Raw genomic sequence first — 19,645 nt, forward strand, 5'->3', positions numbered from 1 at the left:
CTGAGTGACGGGGGTCGAAGTTCGAAGGTCCCGTTCCGGAGTGTCCGGAACGGGACCCTCGCGGGAATACCCCCGGGAAGTAGGGGGAGTGTCAGGCCCCGACCGATGTCACCCAAAAGCTCACGGAGGGGTAGGGTCGTAATCGGTCGGGGACATCCCATACAGCTCGCCGGCGCTCTTACCGGCGCACCAACGAGGAGATCGGTTCGTGACGATCCGCGTAGGCATCAACGGTTTTGGCCGAATTGGCCGTAACTATTTCCGGGCGCTCCTGGAGCAGGGAGCGGACATCGAGATCGTCGGTGTCAACGACCTGACTGACAACGCGACCCTGGTGCATCTGCTCAAGTACGACACCATCCTGGGCCGTCTCAAGGCCGAGGTCTCCCACACCGACGACAGCATCACCGTCGGTGGCCAGACCTTCAAGACCTTCGCAGAGCGTGACCCCGCCAACCTCCCCTGGGGCGAGCTGGGCGCCGACATCGTCATCGAGTCGACCGGCATCTTCACGAAGAAGGCCGACGCCGCCAAGCACATCGCCGCGGGCGCGAAGAAGGTCCTCATCTCGGCTCCGGCCAAGGACGAGGACATCACCATCGTGATGGGCGTCAACCACGACAAGTACGACGCGGCCAACCACCACGTCATCTCCAACGCCTCCTGCACCACCAACTGTGTGGCGCCGATGGCCAAGGTCCTCGACGAGAACTTCGGCATCGTCAAGGGCATGATGACGACGGTCCACGCGTACACGAACGACCAGCGCATCCTGGACTTCCCGCACTCGGACCTGCGTCGCGCCCGCGCCGCCGCCGAGAACATCATCCCGACCTCCACCGGTGCCGCGAAGGCGACCGCGCTGGTCCTCCCGCAGCTCAAGGGCAAGCTGGACGGCATCGCCATGCGCGTCCCGGTCCCGACCGGCTCGGTGACCGACCTGGTGCTGGAGCTCTCCCGCGAGACCACGGTGGAAGAGATCAACGCGGCCTTCCAGAAGGCTTCGGAGGGGCAGCTCAAGGGCATCCTCGACTACACCGAGGACGCGATCGTCTCTTCCGACATCGTGAACTGGCCCGCGTCCTGCACCTTCGACTCCTCCCTGACCATGGTTCAGGACGGTACGCAGGTCAAGGTCGTCGGCTGGTACGACAACGAGTGGGGCTACTCCAACCGTCTCGTCGACCTCACCGTCTTCGTCGGCGGTCAGCTCTAAAAACGTAGGGCAAGGCACCACGATGTGAAGCACAGGGTCCGAGCAGCGCGACGATGCGCCGCACGGGCCCTGTTGCTTGCCTCGTTATCCTTCCTCGCCCTTCGAGTGAAGGCTCAAAGGAGTAGAAATACATGAAGACGATCGATGAACTGCTCGCCGAAGGCGTCAAGGGCAAGCGGGTCTTCGTCCGCGCGGACCTGAACGTTCCGCTGGCCGAGGGCACCATCACCGACGACGGCCGCATCCGCGCCGTCCAGCCCACCATCGCGAAGCTCGCCGAAGCCGGCGCCCGCGTCATCGTGGCCTCGCACCTGGGTCGCCCCAAGGGCACCGGCGTCGAGCCGGCGTTCTCGCTGGCCCCGGCCGCCACGCGCCTCGGCGAACTGCTCGGTGTGGACGTGGCGTTCGCGACCGACACCGTCGGCGCCTCCGCCAAGGAGACCGTCGCGGCCCTGGCCGACGGCCAGGTCGCCGTGATCGAGAACCTGCGCTTCAACGCCGGTGAGACCTCGAAGGACGACGCCGAGCGCGGCGCCTTCGCGGACCAGCTCGCGGAGCTCGCCGACCTCTACGTGGGCGACGGCTTCGGCGCCGTGCACCGGGGGCACGCCTCGGTCTTCGACCTCCCGGCCCGCCTCCCGCACGGGGCCGGCTACCTCATCGCCACCGAGGTCGGCGTCCTGAAGAAGCTGACCGCCGAGGTCGAGCGCCCGTACGTGGTGGTCCTCGGCGGTGCCAAGGTCTCCGACAAGCTCGCCGTCATCGACGAGCTGCTCGGCAAGGCCGACCGCATCCTCATCGGCGGCGGCATGGCCTACACCTTCCTCTACGCCAAGGGCTACGAGGTCGGCATCTCCCTGCTCCAGAAGGACCAGGTGGACAAGGTCAAGGAGTACATGGAGCGCGCCGAGAAGACCGGCGTCGAGCTGGTCCTCCCGGTCGACGTGCTGGTCTCCTCGGAGTTCCCGGACCTCAAGGGCAAGACCCCGGCCACCTTCGAGACCGTCGACGCGGACAAGATCCCCGCCGACAAGGAGGGCCTGGACATCGGCCCCGAGACGCGCGAGCTGTACGCGTCGAAGATCGCCGATGCCAAGACCGTCTTCTGGAACGGTCCGGTGGGCGTCTTCGAGCACCCCGACTACGCCGGGGGCACCACGGCGATCGCCCAGGCCCTGCTCGACAGCAGCGCCTTCACCGTCGTCGGCGGTGGCGACAGTGCCGCCGCGGTCCGCATCCTGGGCTTCGACGAGAATGCATTCGGCCACATCTCGACCGGTGGCGGCGCCTCCCTCGAATACCTCGAGGGCAAGACGCTCCCCGGCCTCGCCGCCCTGGAGGGCTGAACCCGTATGACCACGCGCACCCCGCTCATGGCGGGCAACTGGAAGATGAACCTCAACCACCTCGAGGCCATCGCCCACGTCCAGAAGCTCGCCTTCGCCCTCGCCGACAAGGACTACGACGCCGTCGAGGTCGCGGTCCTGCCGCCCTTCGTCGACCTGCGCTCGGTCCAGACCCTGGTCGACGGCGACAAGCTGAAGATCAAGTACGGCGCCCAGGACATCTCCGCGCACGACTCCGGCGCCTACACCGGTGAGATCTCCGGCCCGATGCTGTCGAAGCTGAAGTGCACGTTCGTGGCCGTCGGCCACAGCGAGCGCCGCCAGTACCACGGCGAGAGCGACGAGATCTGCAACGCCAAGGTGAAGGCCGCCTTCCGGCACGGGATCACCCCGATCCTGTGCGTCGGAGAGGGCCTGGACATCCGCAAGGCCGGCCAGCAGGTCCCCTACACGCTGAGCCAGCTCGACGGCGGCCTGGAAGGCGTCCCGGCCGACCAGGTCGAGTCCATCGTGATCGCCTACGAGCCCGTCTGGGCCATCGGGACCGGCGAGGTCGCCACCCCCGACGACGCCCAGGAGGTCTGCGGGGCGATCCGCGGCCGCCTCGCCGAGCTGTACTCGCAGGAGCTGGCCGACAAGGTCCGCATCCAGTACGGCGGCTCCGTGAAGTCCGGGAACATCGCGGCGATCATGGCCCAGCCCGACGTCGACGGCGCCCTGATCGGCGGCGCGGCGCTGGACGCGGAGGAGTTCGTCAAGATCGTCCGCTTCCGCGACCAGTGAGTATGCGGTAGGGCGGATCCGTCGTACCCTTGCGGGGGCCAGAGGCTGATGCATCAGCCCCTGGCCCCCGTGCACATCTCGCAATGCCGGAAAGCCCGAAAAAGCCAGAAAGTAGGAATCAGCCGTGATTATGGGGTTCTCGATCGCCCTGATCGTCTTCAGCGCCCTGCTGATGCTGCTCGTGCTGATGCACAAGGGCAAGGGCGGCGGCCTCTCCGACATGTTCGGCGGCGGTATGCAGTCGTCGGTCGGCGGTTCCTCCGTCGCGGAGCGCAACCTGGACCGCATCACCGTGGTCGTCGGTCTGCTGTGGTTCGCGTGCATCGTCGCGCTCGGTCTGCTGACGAAGTCGAGCACCTGACCGTTCTGGCCATTCCGGCAGTCCGGTCGGCACCGCCCGGCCTATCATGAGGGCCGGCGTCCATCGCGTGGAATCAGTAACTCCGCTCACTGGACGTGCGTTGGGCCTTACGTAGACTTGGGCGCTCCGCGGCGGAATTCCACTCACCTTCCGCGGCACCATCACGCAGGGAGTTACGACCGTGGCAAGTGGCAACGCGATCCGTGGTAGCCGGGTCGGAGCGGGGCCGATGGGTGAGGCGGAGCGCGGCGAGTCCGCGCCCCGCCTGCGCATCTCCTTCTGGTGCTCGAACGGGCACGAGACGCAGCCGAGCTTCGCCAGCGATGCGCAGGTGCCGGACACCTGGGACTGCCCGCGCTGCGGGTTCCCGGCCGGCCAGGACCGGGACAACCCGCCCGCGCCGCCGCGCACCGAGCCGTACAAGACGCACCTGGCGTACGTACGGGAACGGCGCTCGGACGCCGACGGCGAGGCGATCCTCGCCGAGGCGCTCGCCAAGCTCCGCGGCGAGATCTGAGACGGCTCGAAGCATGTGGCACGAGGCCCGGTGACACAGGAACTTCTCCTGTGTCACCGGGCCTCTTCGTGTGCGTTCTGCCGCTTGTGATCCCTTAAGTTGGTGAACGGCGGGGCACGACAGGACGGAAGAAGTGGGTTGATGTCCGAGATGAACGCAGGCACGCGCACGAAGTTGAACCGGACGCCGGAGTGGCTTGCCCTCGGCAAGCACCGGGAGGAGTTCGGGCAGACGCATCTGCGGGAACTGTTCGAGCAGAATCCCGGCCGCGGCGCCGGCTACACCCTGCAGGTCGGGGACCTGCACATCGACTACTCGAAGCACCTCGTCACCGACGAGACGCTCGCGCTGCTGCGCGAGCTGGCCGAGGCAACGGGCGTGGCCGAGCTGCGCGAGGCGATGTTCCGCGGCGAGAAGATCAATACGACCGAGGACCGGGCGGTGCTGCACACCGCCCTGCGCGCACCGGCGGACACCGTCGTCGAGGTCGACGGCGAGGACGTCGTCCCGGGCGTGCACGCCGTCCTCGACAAGATGGCGGACTTCGCCGACCGGATCAGGTCGGGAGCGTGGACCGGCTTCACCGGCCAGCGCATCAAGAACGTCGTCAACATCGGCATCGGCGGCTCCGACCTCGGTCCGGCCATGGCGTACGAGGCCCTGCGCGCCTTCACCGACCGCGATCTGACGGTGCGTTTCGTCTCCAACGTCGACGGCGCGGACCTGCACGAGGCCGTGCGGGACCTGGACCCGGCCGAGACGCTGTTCATCATCGCCTCCAAGACCTTCACCACCATCGAGACCATCACCAACGCCACCTCGGCGCGCGGTTGGCTGCTCGCCGGGCTGGGCGGCGACCAGACGGCCGTGGCCCGGCACTTCGTGGCGCTGTCCACCAACGCCGAGAAGGTCACCGACTTCGGCATCGATCCGGCCAACATGTTCGGGTTCTGGGACTGGGTCGGCGGACGCTACTCCTTCGACTCCGCCATCGGCCTCTCGCTGATGATCGCGATCGGCCCGGCCGCCTTCCGTGAGATGCTCGGCGGCTTCCACGCCATGGACGAGCACTTCCGCACGGCGCCCGCGCACGAGAACGCGCCGCTGCTGATGGGCCTGTTGGGGATCTGGTACGGCGCCTTCTTCGACGCCCAGTCGCACGCGGTGCTCCCGTACAGCCACTACCTCTCGCGGTTCACGGCGTACTTGCAGCAGCTCGACATGGAGTCCAACGGCAAGTCCGTGGACCGCGACGGCAATCCCGTGGAGTGGCAGACGGGCCCGGTGGTCTGGGGCACGCCCGGCACCAACGGGCAGCACGCCTACTACCAGCTGATCCACCAGGGGACGAAGGTGATCCCCGCGGACTTCATCGGCTTCGCCCGGCCGGTGGCGGAGCTGGAGGCGGCCCCGGCGGCCCAGCACGACCTGCTGATGGCGAACTTCTTCGCGCAGACCCAGGCGCTGGCCTTCGGCAAGACGGCGGACGAGGTGCGGGCGGAAGGCGCCCCGGAGTCGCTGGTCCCGCACAAGACCTTCCACGGGAACCACCCGACGACCACCATCCTGGCGGGGGAGCTCTCCCCGGCGGTGCTGGGCCAGCTGATCGCGCTCTACGAGCACAAGGTGTTCGTCCAGGGCGCGGTGTGGAACATCGACTCCTTCGACCAGTGGGGCGTCGAACTCGGCAAGGTGCTCGCCAAGCGGGTCGAGCCCGCGCTGACCGAGGGCGCCGACGTGCCGGGGCTGGACGCCTCGACGAAGGCACTCGTGGCCACGTACCGGAAGCTGCGCGGCCGTAGCTGACGCCGGAGAACGGCGATGGGCCCGCTCCCCCTCGGGGGAGCGGGCCCATCGCCGTTCAGGCCGACCCCGGTCAGGAAGAGGCCGGGGGGTACATGCCGGTCGGGAGCTTGGCCGCCGCCGCGCGGTCCAAGAGCCACAGGGTGCGGGAGCGGCCGTACGCCGCCGCGGCCGGGGCCTGGACCTCGCCCGCGCCGCCGAGGGCCAGGGAGACCGCCCCGGCCTTGTCCTCGCCCGCGGCCAGCAGCCAGACCTCACGGGCCGCCCGGATCGCCGGGAGCGTGAGCGAGATCCGGGTGGGCGGGGGCTTCGGGGCGCCGTGCACGCCGACCACCGTGCGCTCGGTCTCGCGGGCCGCCGGGTGCTCCGGGAACAGCGAGGCCACGTGCGTGTCCGGGCCGACGCCCAGCATCAGCACGTCGAACCGGGGGACCGGACCGTGGTCCTCCGGTCCGGCCGCCTTCGCCAGCTCGGCGGCGTAGGAGGCCGCCGCGGCGTCCACGTCGCCGCCGTACGGGCCGTCCGAGGCGGGCATCACGTGCACCCGGGCGGGGTCCACCGGGACCGAGTCCAGGAGGGCCTCGCGGGCCTGGGTGTGGTTGCGCTCGGGGTCGTCGGCGGGGACGTACCGCTCGTCACCCCACCACAGGTCCAGCCGGGACCAGTCGATCGCGTCCCGCGCCGGGGCGGCGGCCAGTGCCGCGAGCAGGCCGTTGCCGTTGCGTCCGCCGGTGAGGACGACGGACGCGGTGCCGCGGGCCGTCTGCGCGTCCACGATCTTCGTGATGAGCCGGGCCGCGGTGGCCTGCGCCATCAGCTCCTTGTCCCGGTGGACGACGACCTGGGGAGTCGTCATACCCATGTGCTGCCGCCTTCTTGGTAGTGCGGGTGGTACGGGCACCGCTGCCCGGACCCGGTCCTCAAACGCCGGACGGGCTGAAATACAGCCTCGCCGGCGTTTGAGGCGCGGGGTCTGGGGCGGAGCCCCAGCAAGGTCCCGCAGGGGCCTCTACTTGGCCTTGGCCCTCTTGGGCTTCGGAGCCGGCTCCGAAGCCTGCTCCGCCGGACCGGCCTCGGCCGGAGCCTCGGCCGCCGGGGGCGACGCCTCCAGCCTCGCCACGCCGAACTTCAGCGAGGCCTCGTACGTGTTGTCCGGATCCAGCCTGCGCAGCTCCTCCGCCAGGAGCTCGGCCGTGTCGCGGCGCTTGAGCGCCACCGCACGGTCGGGCTGCCCCGGCATGCACAGGGTGGCCAGCGCGCCGTCCGCCCGGTCCAGGACGATGTCGCCGTCCTTGGTGGACAGACGTACGGCCGTCAGGCCCGGGCCCGACGACAGCGTGCGCTTGACGGGGACCTGGAGCCGGTCCGCCAACCACATGGCCAGCAGTTCGCAGCTCGGGTTCTCGTCCTCGCCCTCGACGGTCGCCGAAACGACCGACAGGGCCTGCTGGTCCAGTGCGGCCGCCAGCATGGAGCGCCACGGGGTGATCCGGGTCCACGACAGGTCCGTGTCCCCGGGGGCGTACGCCCCCGCACGGCCGCTCAGCGCCTTGATCGGGCCCTCGCAGGAGTACGTGTCCGTGATCCGGCGCTGTCCCAGCGCACCCAGCGGATCGCCCGCCAGGTCCGTGGGGGCACCGTCCGGCCACCAGACGACCACCGGAGCGTCCGGCAGGAGCAGCGGGAGAACCACCGACTGGGCGTGGTCGACCAGTTCGCCGTGAAGGCGGAGCACAACCGTTTCACCGCTGCCGGAGTCCGCCCCGACGCGGACTTCCGCGTCGAGCCGCGCGTCGCGGCGGCTGCGTGGCGAGCGGCTGGCCCGCTTGATGACGACGACGATCCGCGAGGGGTGTTCGTGGGACGCGTCGTTCGCCGACTTGAGCGCGTCGTACGCGTTCTCCTCGTCGGTCACGATCACCAGCGTGAGGACCATGCCGATGGCCGGCGTGCCGATGTCCCGGCGTGCCTGCACCATCGCGGCATTGATCTTGCTGGAGTTGGTCTCCGTGAGGTCGATCTTCATGGCCGGCGCCAGCTCCGTCCGTCTCGTGCGAGCATCTCGTCCGCCTCGACCGGCCCCCAGGTGCCCGACGGGTACTGCGCGGGCTTGCCGTGCTTGTCCCAGTACTCCTCGATCGGGTCGAGGATGTTCCAGGACAGTTCGACTTCCTGGTGGCGCGGGAAGAGGTTCGCGTCGCCGAGGAGCACGTCGAGGATGAGTCGCTCGTACGCCTCGGGGCTCGACTCCGTGAAGGACTCGCCGTAGGCGAAGTCCATCGTGACGTCCCGGACCTCCATGGAGGTGCCCGGAACCTTGGAGCCGAAGCGGACCGTCACGCCCTCGTCCGGCTGGACCCGGATGACCAGGGCGTTCTGCCCCAGCTCCTCGGTCGCGCCCGACTCGAACGGCAGGTACGGCGCCCGCTTGAAGACGACCGCGATCTCGGTCACCCGGCGGCCCAGGCGCTTGCCCGTCCGCAGGTAGAACGGGACGCCCGCCCAGCGGCGGTTGTTGATCTCCAGGCGGATGGCCGCGTAGGTGTCGGTCTTCGACTTGGGGTCGATGCCGTCCTCTTCGAGGTACCCGACGACCTTCTCGCCGCCCTGCCAGGCAGCCGCGTACTGGCCGCGCACCGTGTGCTTGCCCAGGTCCTCCGGCAGCTGCACCGCGGTGAGCACCTTGAGCTTCTCGGCCACCAGCGCCTTGGGGTGGAAGGAGCCGGGCTCTTCCATCGCGGTCAGCGCGAGCAGCTGGAGCAGGTGGTTCTGGATGACGTCACGGGCGGCGCCGATTCCGTCGTAGTACCCGGCCCGGCCACCGATGCCGATGTCCTCGGCCATGGTGATCTGCACGTGGTCGACGTACGACCGGTTCCAGATCGGCTCGAACATCGTGTTGGCGAAGCGGAGCGCCAGGATGTTCTGGACGGTCTCCTTGCCGAGGTAGTGGTCGATCCGGAAGACCTCGTCGCGAGGGAAGACCTCGTGGACGACCTTGTTGAGTTCCTCGGCGCTCTTCAGGTCGTGTCCGAAGGGCTTCTCGATGACGGCACGCCGCCAAGAGCCCTCCTTCTGCGCCAGCCCGTGGTCCTTGAGCTGCTGGACCACCTTGGGGAAGAACTTCGGCGGGACGGACAGGTAGAAGGCGAAGTTGCCGCCCGTGCCCTGCGCCTTGTCCAGCTCTTCTATGGTCGCCTTCAGCGTTTCGAAGGCGGCGTCGTCGTCGAAGTCGCCCGGGACGAAACGGCAGCCCTGCACGAGCTGCTGCCACACTTCCTCGCGGAAGGGCGTCCGGGAGTGCTCCTTGACCGCGTCGTGGACCACCTGGGCGAAGTCCTCGTCCTGCCACTCGCGGCGGGCGAACCCGATCAGCGAGAAGCCCGGCGGAAGCAGGCCTCTGTTGGCCAGGTCGTAGACGGCAGGCATCAGCTTCTTGCGCGACAGGTCACCCGTAACGCCGAAAATGACCAGGCCGGACGGCCCCGCGATGCGCGGGAGCCGCCGGTCCTGTGCGTCACGAAGCGGGTTCGCTCCGTTTACAGACAAGGGTTCAGGCCTCCGTGGGGGCGAGGCGCTCAAGCTCCGCCTCGGTCGACTTCAGCAGGTCGTTCCAGGACGCCTCGAACTTCTCGACGCCCTCGTCCTCGAGCAGCTGCACCACATCGTCGTACGAGATGCCCAGCTTCGCGACCGCGTCGAGCTCGGCGCGCGCCTGCTCGTAGGTGCCGCGCACGGTGTCGCCCGTGATCTGCCCGTGGTCGGCGGTGGCCTCCAGGGTGGCCTCCGGCATGGTGTTCACCGTGTTCGGGGCGACCAGGTCGTCCACGTACAGGGTGTCCTTGTACGACGGGTCCTTGACGCCCGTCGAGGCCCACAGCGCGCGCTGCTTGTTGGCGCCGAGACGCTCCAGGGCGGCCCAGCGGTCACTGGCGAAGACCTGCTCGTAGGCCTCGTAGGCCAGACGGGCGTTGGCGAGCGCCGCCTTGCCCTTGAGGGCCTTCGCCTCGTCGGTGCCGACCGCGTCCAGGCGCTTGTCGATCTCCGAGTCCACGCGGGACACGAAGAAGGAAGCGACCGAGTGGATCAGGGAGAGGTCCAGGCCGGCGGCCTTGGCCTTCTCCAGGCCCGACAGGTACGCGTCCATGACCTCGCGGTAGCGCTCCAGCGAGAAGATCAGCGTGACGTTGACGCTGATGCCCTTGCCGATGACCTCGGTGATCGCCGGCAGACCGGCCTTGGTCGCCGGGATCTTGATGAGCGTGTTCGGGCGGTCCACCAGCCAGGCGAGCTGCTTGGCCTCGGCGATGGTCGCCGGGGTGTTGTGCGCCAGGCGCGGGTCGACCTCGATCGACACCCGGCCGTCCTGGCCGTCGGTGCGGTCGTAGACCGGGCGCAGGATGTCGGCGGCGTCCCTGACGTCCGCCGTCGTGATCATGCGCAGGGCCTCTTCCACGGTGACCTTGCGGGTCGCGAGGTCGGTGAGCTGCTGCTCGTAGCCCTCGCCGCCGCTGATGGCCTTCTGGAAGATCGCCGGGTTGGTGGTGACACCGACCACGTGCGACTGGTCGATGAGCTCGGCCAGGTTGCCGGACGTGATGCGCTTGCGGGACAGGTCGTCCAGCCAGATCGCGACGCCTTCGTCGGAGAGGCGCTTGAGTGCGTCTGTCATGGGATTACATCTCCTACTTGGTTCCGGACCGGCGTCAGCGCGCAGCGGCTTCGAGGGATTCGTTGGCGGCGGCCGCCACGTTCTCGGCCGTGAAGCCGAACTCGCGGAAGAGCACCTTCGCGTCGGCCGAGGCACCGAAGTGCTCCAGCGAGACGATCCGGCCGGCGTCACCGACGTAGCGGTGCCAGGTCAGGCCGATGCCCGCCTCGACCGCGACGCGGGCCTTCACCGACGGCGGCAGGACGCTGTCCTTGTACTCCTGGTCCTGCTCCTCGAACCACTCGACGGACGGCATCGAGACGACCCGGGTGGGGACGCCCTGCGCCTGGAGCTGCTCACGGGCCTCGACGGCCAGGTGCACCTCGGAGCCGGTACCGATGAGGAGGACCTGCGCCGGGCCGCCCTCGGCCTCGAACAGGACGTACCCGCCCTTGGCGGCGTCCTCGTTGCGCTCGTAGGTCGGCACGCCCTGGCGGGTCAGCGCGAGGCCGTGCGGGGCACCCTTGCCGAAGACCTTGGTGTGGCGGCGCAGGATCTCGCGCCAGGCGATGGCGGTCTCGTTGGCGTCGGCCGGGCGGACGATGTTCAGGCCCGGGATGGCGCGCAGCGAGGCGAGGTGCTCGACCGGCTGGTGGGTCGGGCCGTCCTCGCCCAGACCGATGGAGTCGTGCGTCCACACGTACGTCACCGGCAGGTGCATCAGCGCGGACAGACGGACGGCGTTGCGCATGTAGTCGGAGAACACCAGGAAGGTGCCGCCGTAGATGCGGGTGTGGCCGTGCAGCGCGATGCCGTTCATGGACGCGGCCATGGCGTGCTCGCGGATGCCGAAGTGGATGGTGCGACCGTACGGGTCGGCCTCCGGCAGCGGGTTCCCCACCGGCAGGAACGAGGAGTCCTTGTCGATGGTGGTGTTGTTGGAGCCGGCCAGGTCGGCCGAGCCGCCCCACAGCTCCGGGATGACCGCGCCGAGCGCGCCGAGGACCTTGCCGGAGGCGGCGCGGGTGGCGACGCCCTTGCCGGCCTCGAAGACGGGGAGCTCGTCCTCCCAGCCCGCGGGCAGCTCGTTGGCGTTGATGCGGTCGAACTCGGCGGCGCGCTCCGGGTTGGCGGTGCGCCAGGCGGAGAACTCCTTCTCCCACTCGGCCTTGGCCTCGCGGCCGCGGTCGAGGGCCTTGCGGGTGTGGGCGATGACCTCGTCGGAGACCTCGAAGGTCTGCTCCGGGTCGAAGCCGAGGACGCGCTTGGTGGCCGCGACCTCGTCGTCGCCGAGCGCCGAGCCGTGGGCGGCCTCGGTGTTCTGGGCGTGCGGGGCCGGCCAGGCGATGATCGAGCGGGCCGCGATGAAGGACGGGCGACCGGTCTCGGCCTTGGCGGCCTGGAGGGCGGCGAACAGGGCCTTCGGGTCGAGGTCGCCGTTCTCCTGCTGCTCGACGCGCTGGACGTGCCAGCCGTACGCCTCGTAGCGCTTCAGGGTGTCTTCGGAGACGGCCGTCTCCGTGTCACCCTCGATGGAGATGTGGTTGTCGTCCCACAGCAGGACGAGGTTGCCGAGCTTCTGGTGGCCGGCCAGCGCGGACGCCTCGTGGGAGATGCCCTCCTGGAGGCAGCCGTCGCCCGCGATCGCGTAGACCATGTGGTCGAACGGGGAGGCGCCCTGGGCGGCCTCCGGGTCGAACAGGCCGCGCTCGTAGCGGGCGGCCATGGCCATGCCCACCGCGTTGGCGATGCCCTGTCCGAGGGGGCCGGTGGTGGTCTCCACGCCGGCCGTGTGGCCGTACTCCGGGTGGCCGGGGGTCTTCGAGCCCCAGGTGCGGAACGCCTTCAGGTCGTCCAGCTCCAGCCCGAACCCGCCCAGGTACAGCTGGGTGTAGAGGGTCAGGGACGAGTGCCCCGCGGAGAGCACGAAACGGTCGCGGCCCACCCACTCGGGGTCCGCCGGGTCGTGCCGCATCACCTTCTGGAAGAGGGTGTAGGCGGCGGGGGCCAGGCTCATCGCCGTACCGGGGTGGCCGTTTCCGACCTTCTGGACCGCGTCAGCGGCCAGGATGCGGGCGGTGTCGACGGCCCGCTGGTCCAGTTCGGTCCACTCGAGCTCTGTGGTGGTCGGCTTGGTGCTCACCGTGGGTCAGGGCTCCTCTCCACATGTTTGTATCCCGGTGACGAACGGTGCACCGGCGATTCCGAGCCTACCCCCGCAACGGCGTGCAGCTATTCGAGTGCAGGCGGTCCGTCACCGCGCCGCCGCCCCGCGTTCACCCTCGCACCGGCGTCCGGCGGGGCCCGTCCCCCGTATGTATGCACGGTCCGATCGGCTCAACACGAGGCGACCCCGGCGCGGGGCGACGTAAGTGCAACGTCTACAGTGGCGTGGTACGCGCAAGCCTTAACCGGGCCTTCATGTCGTGAATGGTCCGAGTCGGAGCTTGCTGGATTCTCTCTCAGGGGTGTGCGTGACGGCCGTCGAATCCCGTCCAGCGGGGGTGCTCGGGACGAGCCCCGGTCACCGGCCGCTCGGGACCCGCGTCATGGCTTTCGTGGCATTGACCAAGCCGCGGATCATCGAACTTCTGCTGATCACCACAGTGCCGGTGATGTTCCTGGCCGAGCAGGGTGTTCCGTCGTTGCAGCTGGTTCTGGTGACCTGCTTCGGCGGCTACTTGTCCGCGGGCGGCGCCAACGCGCTGAACATGTACATCGACCGCGACATCGACGCGCTGATGGACCGGACCTCGCAGCGCCCGCTGGTGACCGGCATGGTCAGCCCTCGGGAGTGCCTGGCCTTCGGCCTCACCCTCGCCGTCGTCTCCACCCTCTTCTTCGGCCTGCTCGTCAACTGGCTGTCGGCGGCGCTGTCGCTCGGTGCGCTCCTCTTCTACGTCGTGGTCTACACGATGCTGCTGAAGCGGCGCACCGCCCAGAACATCGTCTGGGGCGGCATCGCGGGCTGCATGCCGGTGCTCATCGGCTGGTCCGCCGTCAAGAACGAGGTCTCCTGGGCCGCGGTCATCCTCTTCCTCGTCATCTTCTTCTGGACGCCGCCGCACTACTGGCCGCTGTCGATGAAGGTCAAGGACGACTACGCGCGGGCCGGTGTGCCGATGCTCCCGGTGGTCGCGGGCAACCGGGCCGTGGCGCGCCAGATCGTCCTCTACAGCTGGGTGATGGTGGCGGTCTCGCTGCTGCTGACCCCGCTGGGCTACACCGGCTGGTTCTACACCTCGGTCGCGCTGGTCTCGGGCGGCTGGTGGCTGTGGGAGGCGCACGCGCTCCACGCGCGGGCCAAGGCGGGCATCACGGGCGCGAAGCTCAAGGAGATGCGCCTGTTCCACTGGTCCATCACCTACGTGTCGCTGCTGTTCGTGGCGGTGGCCGTGGATCCCTTCCTCCGTTGATTACTCGCCGGTAGCATGGCTTCCATGGGAGACACCGCAGACACGGCGGCCGCCGCAGGCGCCGCGGACAAGAAGCAGGACCGTAAGGCCGCGAAGCTGGCCAAGCAGATCGGCGCGTTCGCCAAGCAGCACGGCGGCGCCGAGGGCCAGCTCGCCCACATCGGCCAGGCCGGCACCCGGATCGTGCTCGTGGGCACGGACGGCGGCTGGGGCGACCTGGTCGCCCCCACCTTCGAGGTGGCCCGGCTGGCCGCGGAGCAGGCCGGGCTGACCCTCCACGACGAGTTCGACGGGGAGTTCGCCGCGCGCGTGCGCACGGGCCCGTACGAGTGGACGCGGATGGCCGGCATCCAGATCGGCGGACCCGAGAACCCGGCGGCCTGAGCCCGGGAGAACGGCCGGGGGACCGGGGAGTGCCGTCTCGGTCAACAGCCCGAGCAACACCTCACACCCTGCTCACCCGTTAGGACGTGTGGAAGCCCCTTCCTCACGTCCGCAACGGGATGACCGGATGATCGAAACGCCGCCCCTGGTGGACCAGTACTGCCACGGAGTACTCCGTACGGAGCTGGGCCTGGGCACCTTCGAGGCCCAGCTGATGCGCTCGGCCGGCCCGCCCGCCGCGGGCACCACCTTCTTCGACACGCAGACCGGCTTCGCGGTGCGCCGCTGGTGCCCGCCGCTGCTGGGACTGGAGCCGCACGCCACCCCCGCCCGCTACCTGGCGCGGCGGCGCGAGCTGGGCGTGGCCGAGACCACCCGGCGGCTGCTGAGCGGATCCGGCGTCGCCGCCTACCTGGTCGACACCGGGGTGCCCGGAGACCTCACCGGGCCCAAGGAACTGGCGCTCGCCGGGGACGCCGAAGCCTTCGAGTCGGTCCGGCTGGAATTGCTGGCCGAGCAGGTCGCCGACACCTCCGGGACCGTGGGCGCCTTCCTCGCCAATCTCGCCGAGGCCGTCCACCACGCCGCCACCGGGGCCGTGGCCTTCACCTGCGCCACGGCGTTCACCCGCGGGGACATCCCGGCCGTCGAACCCGACCCGCCCGGTCCCGGCGCGGTGCGCGGGGCGGCCGGGCGGTGGCTGGCCCGGCGGCCGCGGGGCGGAGCCGTACGGGACCCCGTGCTCCTGGCCCACCTGTTGTGGAGCGCGGTGGCGTCGGGGCGACCGCTCCAGCTGCACACGGACGAGGCCGACCCCGCCGCGCTGACCGGGTTCGTACGGGCCACCGCGGGCCTCGGCACGCGCCTGGTGCTGCTCGGCGGATACCCGCACCACCGCCGCACCGCGCAGCTCGCGGCGGCCTTCCCGCACGTCTACGCCGATACGGGCGCGGCCCTCGGGCGGACCGGGGCGCGGGCCGCGGCGGTCCTGGCGGAGCTGCTGGAGGCAGCACCGTTCGGCAAGGTGCTGTTCTCCAGCGGTGGCCGGCAGCTGCCCGAACTGCACGCGGTGGGCGCCCTGGTGTTCCGCGAGGCGCTGGGCCGGGTGCTGGGCGGCTGGGCCGCCGAGGGCTCCTGGTCCTGGCGGGACGCGGAACGGGTGGCCGCCCTGGTCGCGGCGGGCAACGCCCGCCGCGTCTACCGCCTGGACAGGACCTAGGCGGCGGAGAGCTGCGGGTCGCCCTGGACGGGGATCTCCACCTGCTCGACGGGCCGCTCGCGCAGGCTCAACGCGAGCCGGACCACGGCGATCCACACCAGGCAGGAGCCGAGCATGTGGGCGGCGACCAGGACCTCGGGGACCTGGGTGGCGTACTGCACGTAGCCGATCGCGCCCTGGGCGAGCAGCACGATCAGCAGGTCGCGGGCGCGGGCCCGGGTGTCGGCGGGAGCGTCCACGACGCGCAGGACCAGCCACATCGCGATGCCGAGCACGCACACCAGCCAGGCGGCGGCGGCGTGCACGTGGACGGTGGTGTCCCAGTCGAAGGGCATGCGCTCGATCTCGCTGCTGTCACCGGCGTGCGGACCGGCGCCGGTCACGACGGTGCCCGCCGCGATCAGGACGAGGGTGGTCGCGAGCAACGCCCACGACAGCTTGCGCACGGGGCCGGGCACGCGCGGCCGGGGGGCGCCGTCGCCCTCGCGGGTGCGCTGCCAGGTGGCCGTCGTCACGGCGATCAGCGCGGTGGCGAGGAGGAAGTGCCCGGCCACGCTGTACGGGTTGAGTCCGGTGCGGACGGTGATTCCGCCGAGCACGGCGTTCGCCATCACGATCGCGAACTGGACCCAGCCGAGCTGCGTCAGGGAGTGCCGCCAGGGCTTGGCCGAGCGGAAGGCGACGATTCCCCAGCCGACGGCCGCGCTGAGCACGTAGGTCAGCATCCGGTTGCCGAATTCGATGGCGCCGTGGAAGCCCTGCGCCTGCGTCACGATCAGGCTGTCGTCGGTGCACTTGGGCCAGGTGTCGCAGCCGAGGCCTGATCCGGTCAGCCGTACCGCGCCGCCGGTGACGACGATGGCCACGCTCATCACGAGCGCGGTGAGTGCGGCCCGCTGGACGATCCGGGGTGACGGGGTCCAGCGGCTGGCGATGTGGGCGAGGGGGTTCAACACGCCCCATATCGTAGGCGACCACTTGTGCAAAGTTTCACGAGGGGGTGGGCAGGGGTGCGTCCGGCCCGACGGTCAGCCGGTACTTCGCCCCCGCGGGGTCGCCCTCCTCCTGCCACCACAGGAGGAGACGCCAATGGGCACCGGGGCCCGGGTGGTCCGCCGAGGCGACGAACCCCCGCACTAATTCTTCCGCTAAGTCCTTGGCCGTCCTGTTCCTTACTTCTGTGGTGCTGTGCCAGGGATGTTCGAGTACGTTCCACAAGCCGTCGGGCCCGCGCACCTCGAAGCGCCACACGGCGAGCCAGGGGGTGACCTCCAGCATCGTGCGCACCTGCTCGGCGTCGAGCCCCAACCCGGTCGCGATCCCCGGCTCCACCACCCCCTGGATGCGGGCGGCCACCACGGCCCGGGGCAGCAGCCGCTCGGGCAACAGTCCCTGCGTGCGCAGGCTGACCAGCGAGCCGAAGGTCAGGAAGCGCAGTCGCAGTTCCAGCTGGCGGCCGATGTGGTCGAGGGCCTCCTCGGCCTCCCCGGACTCCTCCGCGGCCGGGTCCGCGAGCAGCAGCTGCCGGAAGTCGGACTCGGCGGCCACGGCCCAGGCCGCGGCCTCCTCGGCGAACCCCAGCTCGGCGAGGCGGTCCCCGAGGAACACCTTGGCCTGGGCCAGGCCCAGCCGGTTGACCGGATCCCGCTGGTCCAGGCCCGCCCACACCTCCACCGCGGTCCGGGTCAGATCGCGGGCGCGCTCACCGGCCGCCCGCTCCATGGCGCTCGGCCCCTCGCCGGCGGCCGGGCCCAGCGGGTGCTTGGGCAGCCGGGCCCCGTCGCTGAGCGGCCAGGAAAGCCAGACTCCGTGGTTGATCAGCCCGCGGGCGTACCAGCGGGCGAATTCGGGGGAGTGCCCGGCCGCGCGCTCGGAGCTGCGCAGCCCCTCCTCGATCGTGGCGAGGGCGCCGGCGCGGTCTCCCGCTGCGAACCGCGCGGCGGCCCGGTCGGCGAGGCGCAGCCCGAGCAGTGCCGTGCACCTCGGGTCGTCCGTGAACGGGCGCAGTGCGCCGATGAGCTCGTCGAGGAGCCGTTCGCGCTCCCCGGGCTCCGTGTGCTCCGCCCCCGACCGCACCCGTGCCCATTGATCGTCCAGCCGTAGAACGGCGTCCCGCTGCACCATGTTCGCCCCCCGGCTTCATGTGTGAGGGGCCCATCCTCGCGGCATCGCCGCCGCGAGGGGAAGGATTTCATTCCCAGCGGAAGAGCCGCGCGGCGGCGCCCAGACCGAGTACGGCCCAGCCCGCCAGCACGGCCGCGTCGCCCCACGGGAGCGAAGCCCCGTGCTGGAGCACCTCGCGCAGCCCGTCGGACAGGGCCGAGATGGGCAGCAGCGCCAGTACCGACTGCACGGCGTCGGGGAACTTCTCCAGCGGCACGATCACCCCGCCGCCGACCAGCAGCAGCAGGAAGACCAGGTTGGCGGCGGCCAGGGTCATCTCGGCCTTGAGGGTGCCCGCCATCAGCAGCCCGAGACCGGAGAAGGCGGCGGTGCCCAGCAGGATCAGCGCGGCCACCGACAGCGGGTCGCCCTGCGGGGACCAGCCCAGCGCGAGGGCGATCACGGTCAGCAGGACGATCTGCAGTACCTCGGTGACCAGCACCGACAGGGTCTTGGCGGCCATCAGGGCCCAGCGCGGCAGCGGGGAGGCCCCGAGCCGCTTGAGGACCCCGTAGCGGCGGTCGAAGCCGGTGGCGATGGCCTGGCCGGTGAAGGCGGTGGACATCACGGCGAGCGCCAGGATCCCGGGCGCGAGGAAGTCCACGGACTTCTCGCTGCCCGTGTCGATGATGTCCACGGCGGAGAAGAGGGTCAGCAGCAACGCCGGGATGATCACGGTCAGCAGCAGCTGTTCCCCGTTGCGCAGCAGCATCCGGGTCTCCAGTGCCGTCTGCGCGAGGACCATGCGGGACACGGGCGCGGCCCCCGGGCGGGGGGTGAACGTACCGGCGCTCATGCGCGCAGCTCCTTGCCTGTCAGTTCGAGGAAGACGTCCTCGAGGGTGTGCCGCTCGACCGTGAGGCTGCTCGGCATCACGCCGTGCTGCGCGCACCAGGAGGCGACGGTGGCCAGCAGCTGCGGGTGGACGTCGCCGGTGACCCGGTAGACGCCCGGGGTGAGCTCGGCGGCCTCGGTGCCGTCGGGCAGCGCCTTGAGGAGCGAGGCGAGGTCGAGGGAGGGGCGGCCGGTGAAGCGCAGGGTGTTCTCGGCGCCGCCACGGCACAGCTGCTCGGGGCTGCCGTGGACGATGACCTTGCCCGCGTCCACGATGGCCACCTCGTCGGCGAGCTGCTCGGCCTCGTCCATGTGGTGGGTGGTGAGGACGACGGTGACCCCGTCGGTGCGCAGCTCCCGTACGAGGTCCCAGGTCGCGCGGCGGGCCTGCGGGTCGAGGCCGGCGGTGGGCTCGTCGAGGAAGACCAGCTCGGGGCGGCCCACCACGGCCATGGCCAGGGCCAGTCGCTGCTGCTGGCCGCCGGAGAGCCGGCGGTAGGGGGTGCGGCCGCAACCGCCGAGTCCGAGGCGTTCCACCAGGGTGTCGACGTCGAGCGGGTCGGAGTAGAGCTTGGCCATGTGGCGGAGCATCTCGACGGCGCGGGCTCCGGAGTAGACGCCTCCGGACTGCAGCATCACGCCGATCCGCGGACGCAGGGCCTCGGCCCGGGCGACCGGGTCGAGGCCGAGGACGCGGACGGTGCCGGCGTCGGGGCGGAGGTAGCCCTCGCAGGTCTCCACCGTGGTCGTCTTGCCCGCGCCGTTGGGACCGAGGACCGCGGTGACGGAGCCGCTCCGGACGGTGAGGTCCAGGCCGTCCACCGCGGTCTTCGTGCCGTACCGCTTCACCAGTCCGCGGATCTCCACGGCGGGGTCGTTGCTCATGAGGGGTGAGTCTACGGAGCCCGGGAAGGGGCCGTGGGTCCCGGGGTCAGGGCCCCTTTGCCTCCGG

General features: G+C 70.4%; 18 protein-coding genes. 9 read left to right on the forward strand and 9 right to left on the reverse strand.

Annotated elements, in window-relative coordinates; genetic code table 11:
- The first annotated feature begins 208 nt into the window (after positions 1 to 208).
- The 6 genes from gap (at position 209) to pgi (ending at position 6,029) form a co-directional block, all read left to right on the forward strand.
- On the forward strand, positions 209 to 1,216 hold the full coding sequence (gene gap, locus OG386_RS31865) for a type I glyceraldehyde-3-phosphate dehydrogenase (RefSeq protein WP_030009077.1): 1,008 nt from the start codon (positions 209 to 211) through the stop codon (positions 1,214 to 1,216).
- Between the two features lie 131 nt (positions 1,217 to 1,347).
- The gene (locus OG386_RS31870) at positions 1,348 to 2,562 is read left to right on the forward strand and encodes a phosphoglycerate kinase (protein WP_328790968.1); all 1,215 of its coding nucleotides are present in this window, start codon (positions 1,348 to 1,350) and stop codon (positions 2,560 to 2,562) included.
- 6 nt (positions 2,563 to 2,568) lie between these two features.
- The gene (gene tpiA, locus OG386_RS31875) at positions 2,569 to 3,345 is read left to right on the forward strand and encodes a triose-phosphate isomerase (RefSeq protein ID WP_327386087.1); all 777 of its coding nucleotides are present in this window, start codon (positions 2,569 to 2,571) and stop codon (positions 3,343 to 3,345) included.
- Positions 3,346 to 3,475: 130 nt separating this feature from the next.
- Positions 3,476 to 3,706, forward strand: a complete 231-nt coding sequence (secG, locus tag OG386_RS31880) for a preprotein translocase subunit SecG (RefSeq protein WP_030720398.1) — start codon at positions 3,476 to 3,478, stop codon at positions 3,704 to 3,706.
- Between the two features lie 181 nt (positions 3,707 to 3,887).
- Positions 3,888 to 4,223, forward strand: coding sequence for an RNA polymerase-binding protein RbpA (locus tag OG386_RS31885; protein ID WP_010352468.1), 336 nt, complete (start codon positions 3,888 to 3,890; stop codon positions 4,221 to 4,223).
- Positions 4,224 to 4,373: 150 nt separating this feature from the next.
- Positions 4,374 to 6,029, forward strand: coding sequence for a glucose-6-phosphate isomerase (pgi, locus tag OG386_RS31890; protein ID WP_328793438.1), 1,656 nt, complete (start codon positions 4,374 to 4,376; stop codon positions 6,027 to 6,029).
- A 70-nt stretch (positions 6,030 to 6,099) separates the two neighbouring features.
- On the opposite strand, the gene pgl is transcribed toward pgi, so the two are convergent.
- The 5 genes from pgl to tkt all read right to left on the reverse strand — a co-directional run bounded on the left by pgl (position 6,100) and on the right by tkt (position 12,820).
- Positions 6,100 to 6,882 carry a 6-phosphogluconolactonase gene (gene pgl / locus OG386_RS31895; protein WP_327386088.1) on the reverse strand — a complete coding sequence of 261 codons (783 nt, stop codon included), beginning with the start codon at positions 6,880 to 6,882 and terminating at the stop codon, positions 6,100 to 6,102.
- A 153-nt stretch (positions 6,883 to 7,035) separates the two neighbouring features.
- Complete coding sequence (opcA, locus tag OG386_RS31900; RefSeq protein WP_328790969.1) at positions 7,036 to 8,052, reverse strand: glucose-6-phosphate dehydrogenase assembly protein OpcA; 1,017 nt, start codon at positions 8,050 to 8,052, stop codon at positions 7,036 to 7,038.
- Positions 8,049 to 9,575: a glucose-6-phosphate dehydrogenase gene (zwf, locus tag OG386_RS31905; protein ID WP_327386090.1), complete on the reverse strand. Its 1,527-nt coding sequence runs from the start codon at positions 9,573 to 9,575 to the stop codon at positions 8,049 to 8,051. The genes opcA and zwf overlap by 4 nt, the downstream gene beginning before the upstream one ends.
- A gap of 4 nt (positions 9,576 to 9,579) precedes the next feature.
- Positions 9,580 to 10,698 (reverse strand): transaldolase, encoded by a 1,119-nt coding sequence (gene tal, locus OG386_RS31910; protein WP_328790970.1) that lies wholly within the window; start codon positions 10,696 to 10,698, stop codon positions 9,580 to 9,582.
- A gap of 34 nt (positions 10,699 to 10,732) precedes the next feature.
- Positions 10,733 to 12,820, reverse strand: a complete 2,088-nt coding sequence (gene tkt / locus OG386_RS31915; protein WP_328790971.1) for a transketolase — start codon at positions 12,818 to 12,820, stop codon at positions 10,733 to 10,735.
- Between the two features lie 325 nt (positions 12,821 to 13,145).
- Here tkt and OG386_RS31920 point away from each other — a divergent pair, with 325 nt between their 5' ends.
- The 3 genes from OG386_RS31920 (at position 13,146) to OG386_RS31930 (ending at position 15,696) form a co-directional block, all read left to right on the forward strand.
- Positions 13,146 to 14,093 (forward strand): heme o synthase, encoded by a 948-nt coding sequence (locus tag OG386_RS31920; protein ID WP_328793440.1) that lies wholly within the window; start codon positions 13,146 to 13,148, stop codon positions 14,091 to 14,093.
- 24 nt (positions 14,094 to 14,117) lie between these two features.
- Positions 14,118 to 14,477, forward strand: coding sequence for a hypothetical protein (locus OG386_RS31925; RefSeq protein ID WP_328790972.1), 360 nt, complete (start codon positions 14,118 to 14,120; stop codon positions 14,475 to 14,477).
- 127 nt (positions 14,478 to 14,604) lie between these two features.
- Positions 14,605 to 15,696 (forward strand): amidohydrolase, encoded by a 1,092-nt coding sequence (locus tag OG386_RS31930; protein WP_328790973.1) that lies wholly within the window; start codon positions 14,605 to 14,607, stop codon positions 15,694 to 15,696.
- On the opposite strand, the gene OG386_RS31935 is transcribed toward OG386_RS31930, so the two are convergent.
- The 4 genes from OG386_RS31935 to OG386_RS31950 all read right to left on the reverse strand — a co-directional run bounded on the left by OG386_RS31935 (position 15,693) and on the right by OG386_RS31950 (position 19,578).
- Positions 15,693 to 16,682: a COX15/CtaA family protein gene (locus OG386_RS31935; protein ID WP_328790974.1), complete on the reverse strand. Its 990-nt coding sequence runs from the start codon at positions 16,680 to 16,682 to the stop codon at positions 15,693 to 15,695. The genes OG386_RS31930 and OG386_RS31935 overlap by 4 nt on opposite strands.
- Before the next feature lie 4 nt (positions 16,683 to 16,686).
- The gene (locus tag OG386_RS31940; protein ID WP_328790975.1) at positions 16,687 to 17,820 is read right to left on the reverse strand and encodes a hypothetical protein; all 1,134 of its coding nucleotides are present in this window, start codon (positions 17,818 to 17,820) and stop codon (positions 16,687 to 16,689) included.
- 67 nt (positions 17,821 to 17,887) lie between these two features.
- A complete protein-coding gene (locus OG386_RS31945) occupies positions 17,888 to 18,655 on the reverse strand; it encodes an ABC transporter permease (RefSeq protein WP_328790976.1) in 768 nt (255 codons plus the stop codon).
- Positions 18,652 to 19,578 carry an ABC transporter ATP-binding protein gene (locus tag OG386_RS31950; RefSeq protein WP_328790977.1) on the reverse strand — a complete coding sequence of 309 codons (927 nt, stop codon included), beginning with the start codon at positions 19,576 to 19,578 and terminating at the stop codon, positions 18,652 to 18,654. The genes OG386_RS31945 and OG386_RS31950 overlap by 4 nt, the downstream gene beginning before the upstream one ends.
- Positions 19,579 to 19,645: the final 67 nt, after the last annotated feature.

It is taken from the genome of Streptomyces sp. NBC_00273 (assembly GCF_036178145.1).
In the GTDB taxonomy this organism is placed as follows: Bacteria; Actinomycetota; Actinomycetes; order Streptomycetales; family Streptomycetaceae; genus Streptomyces.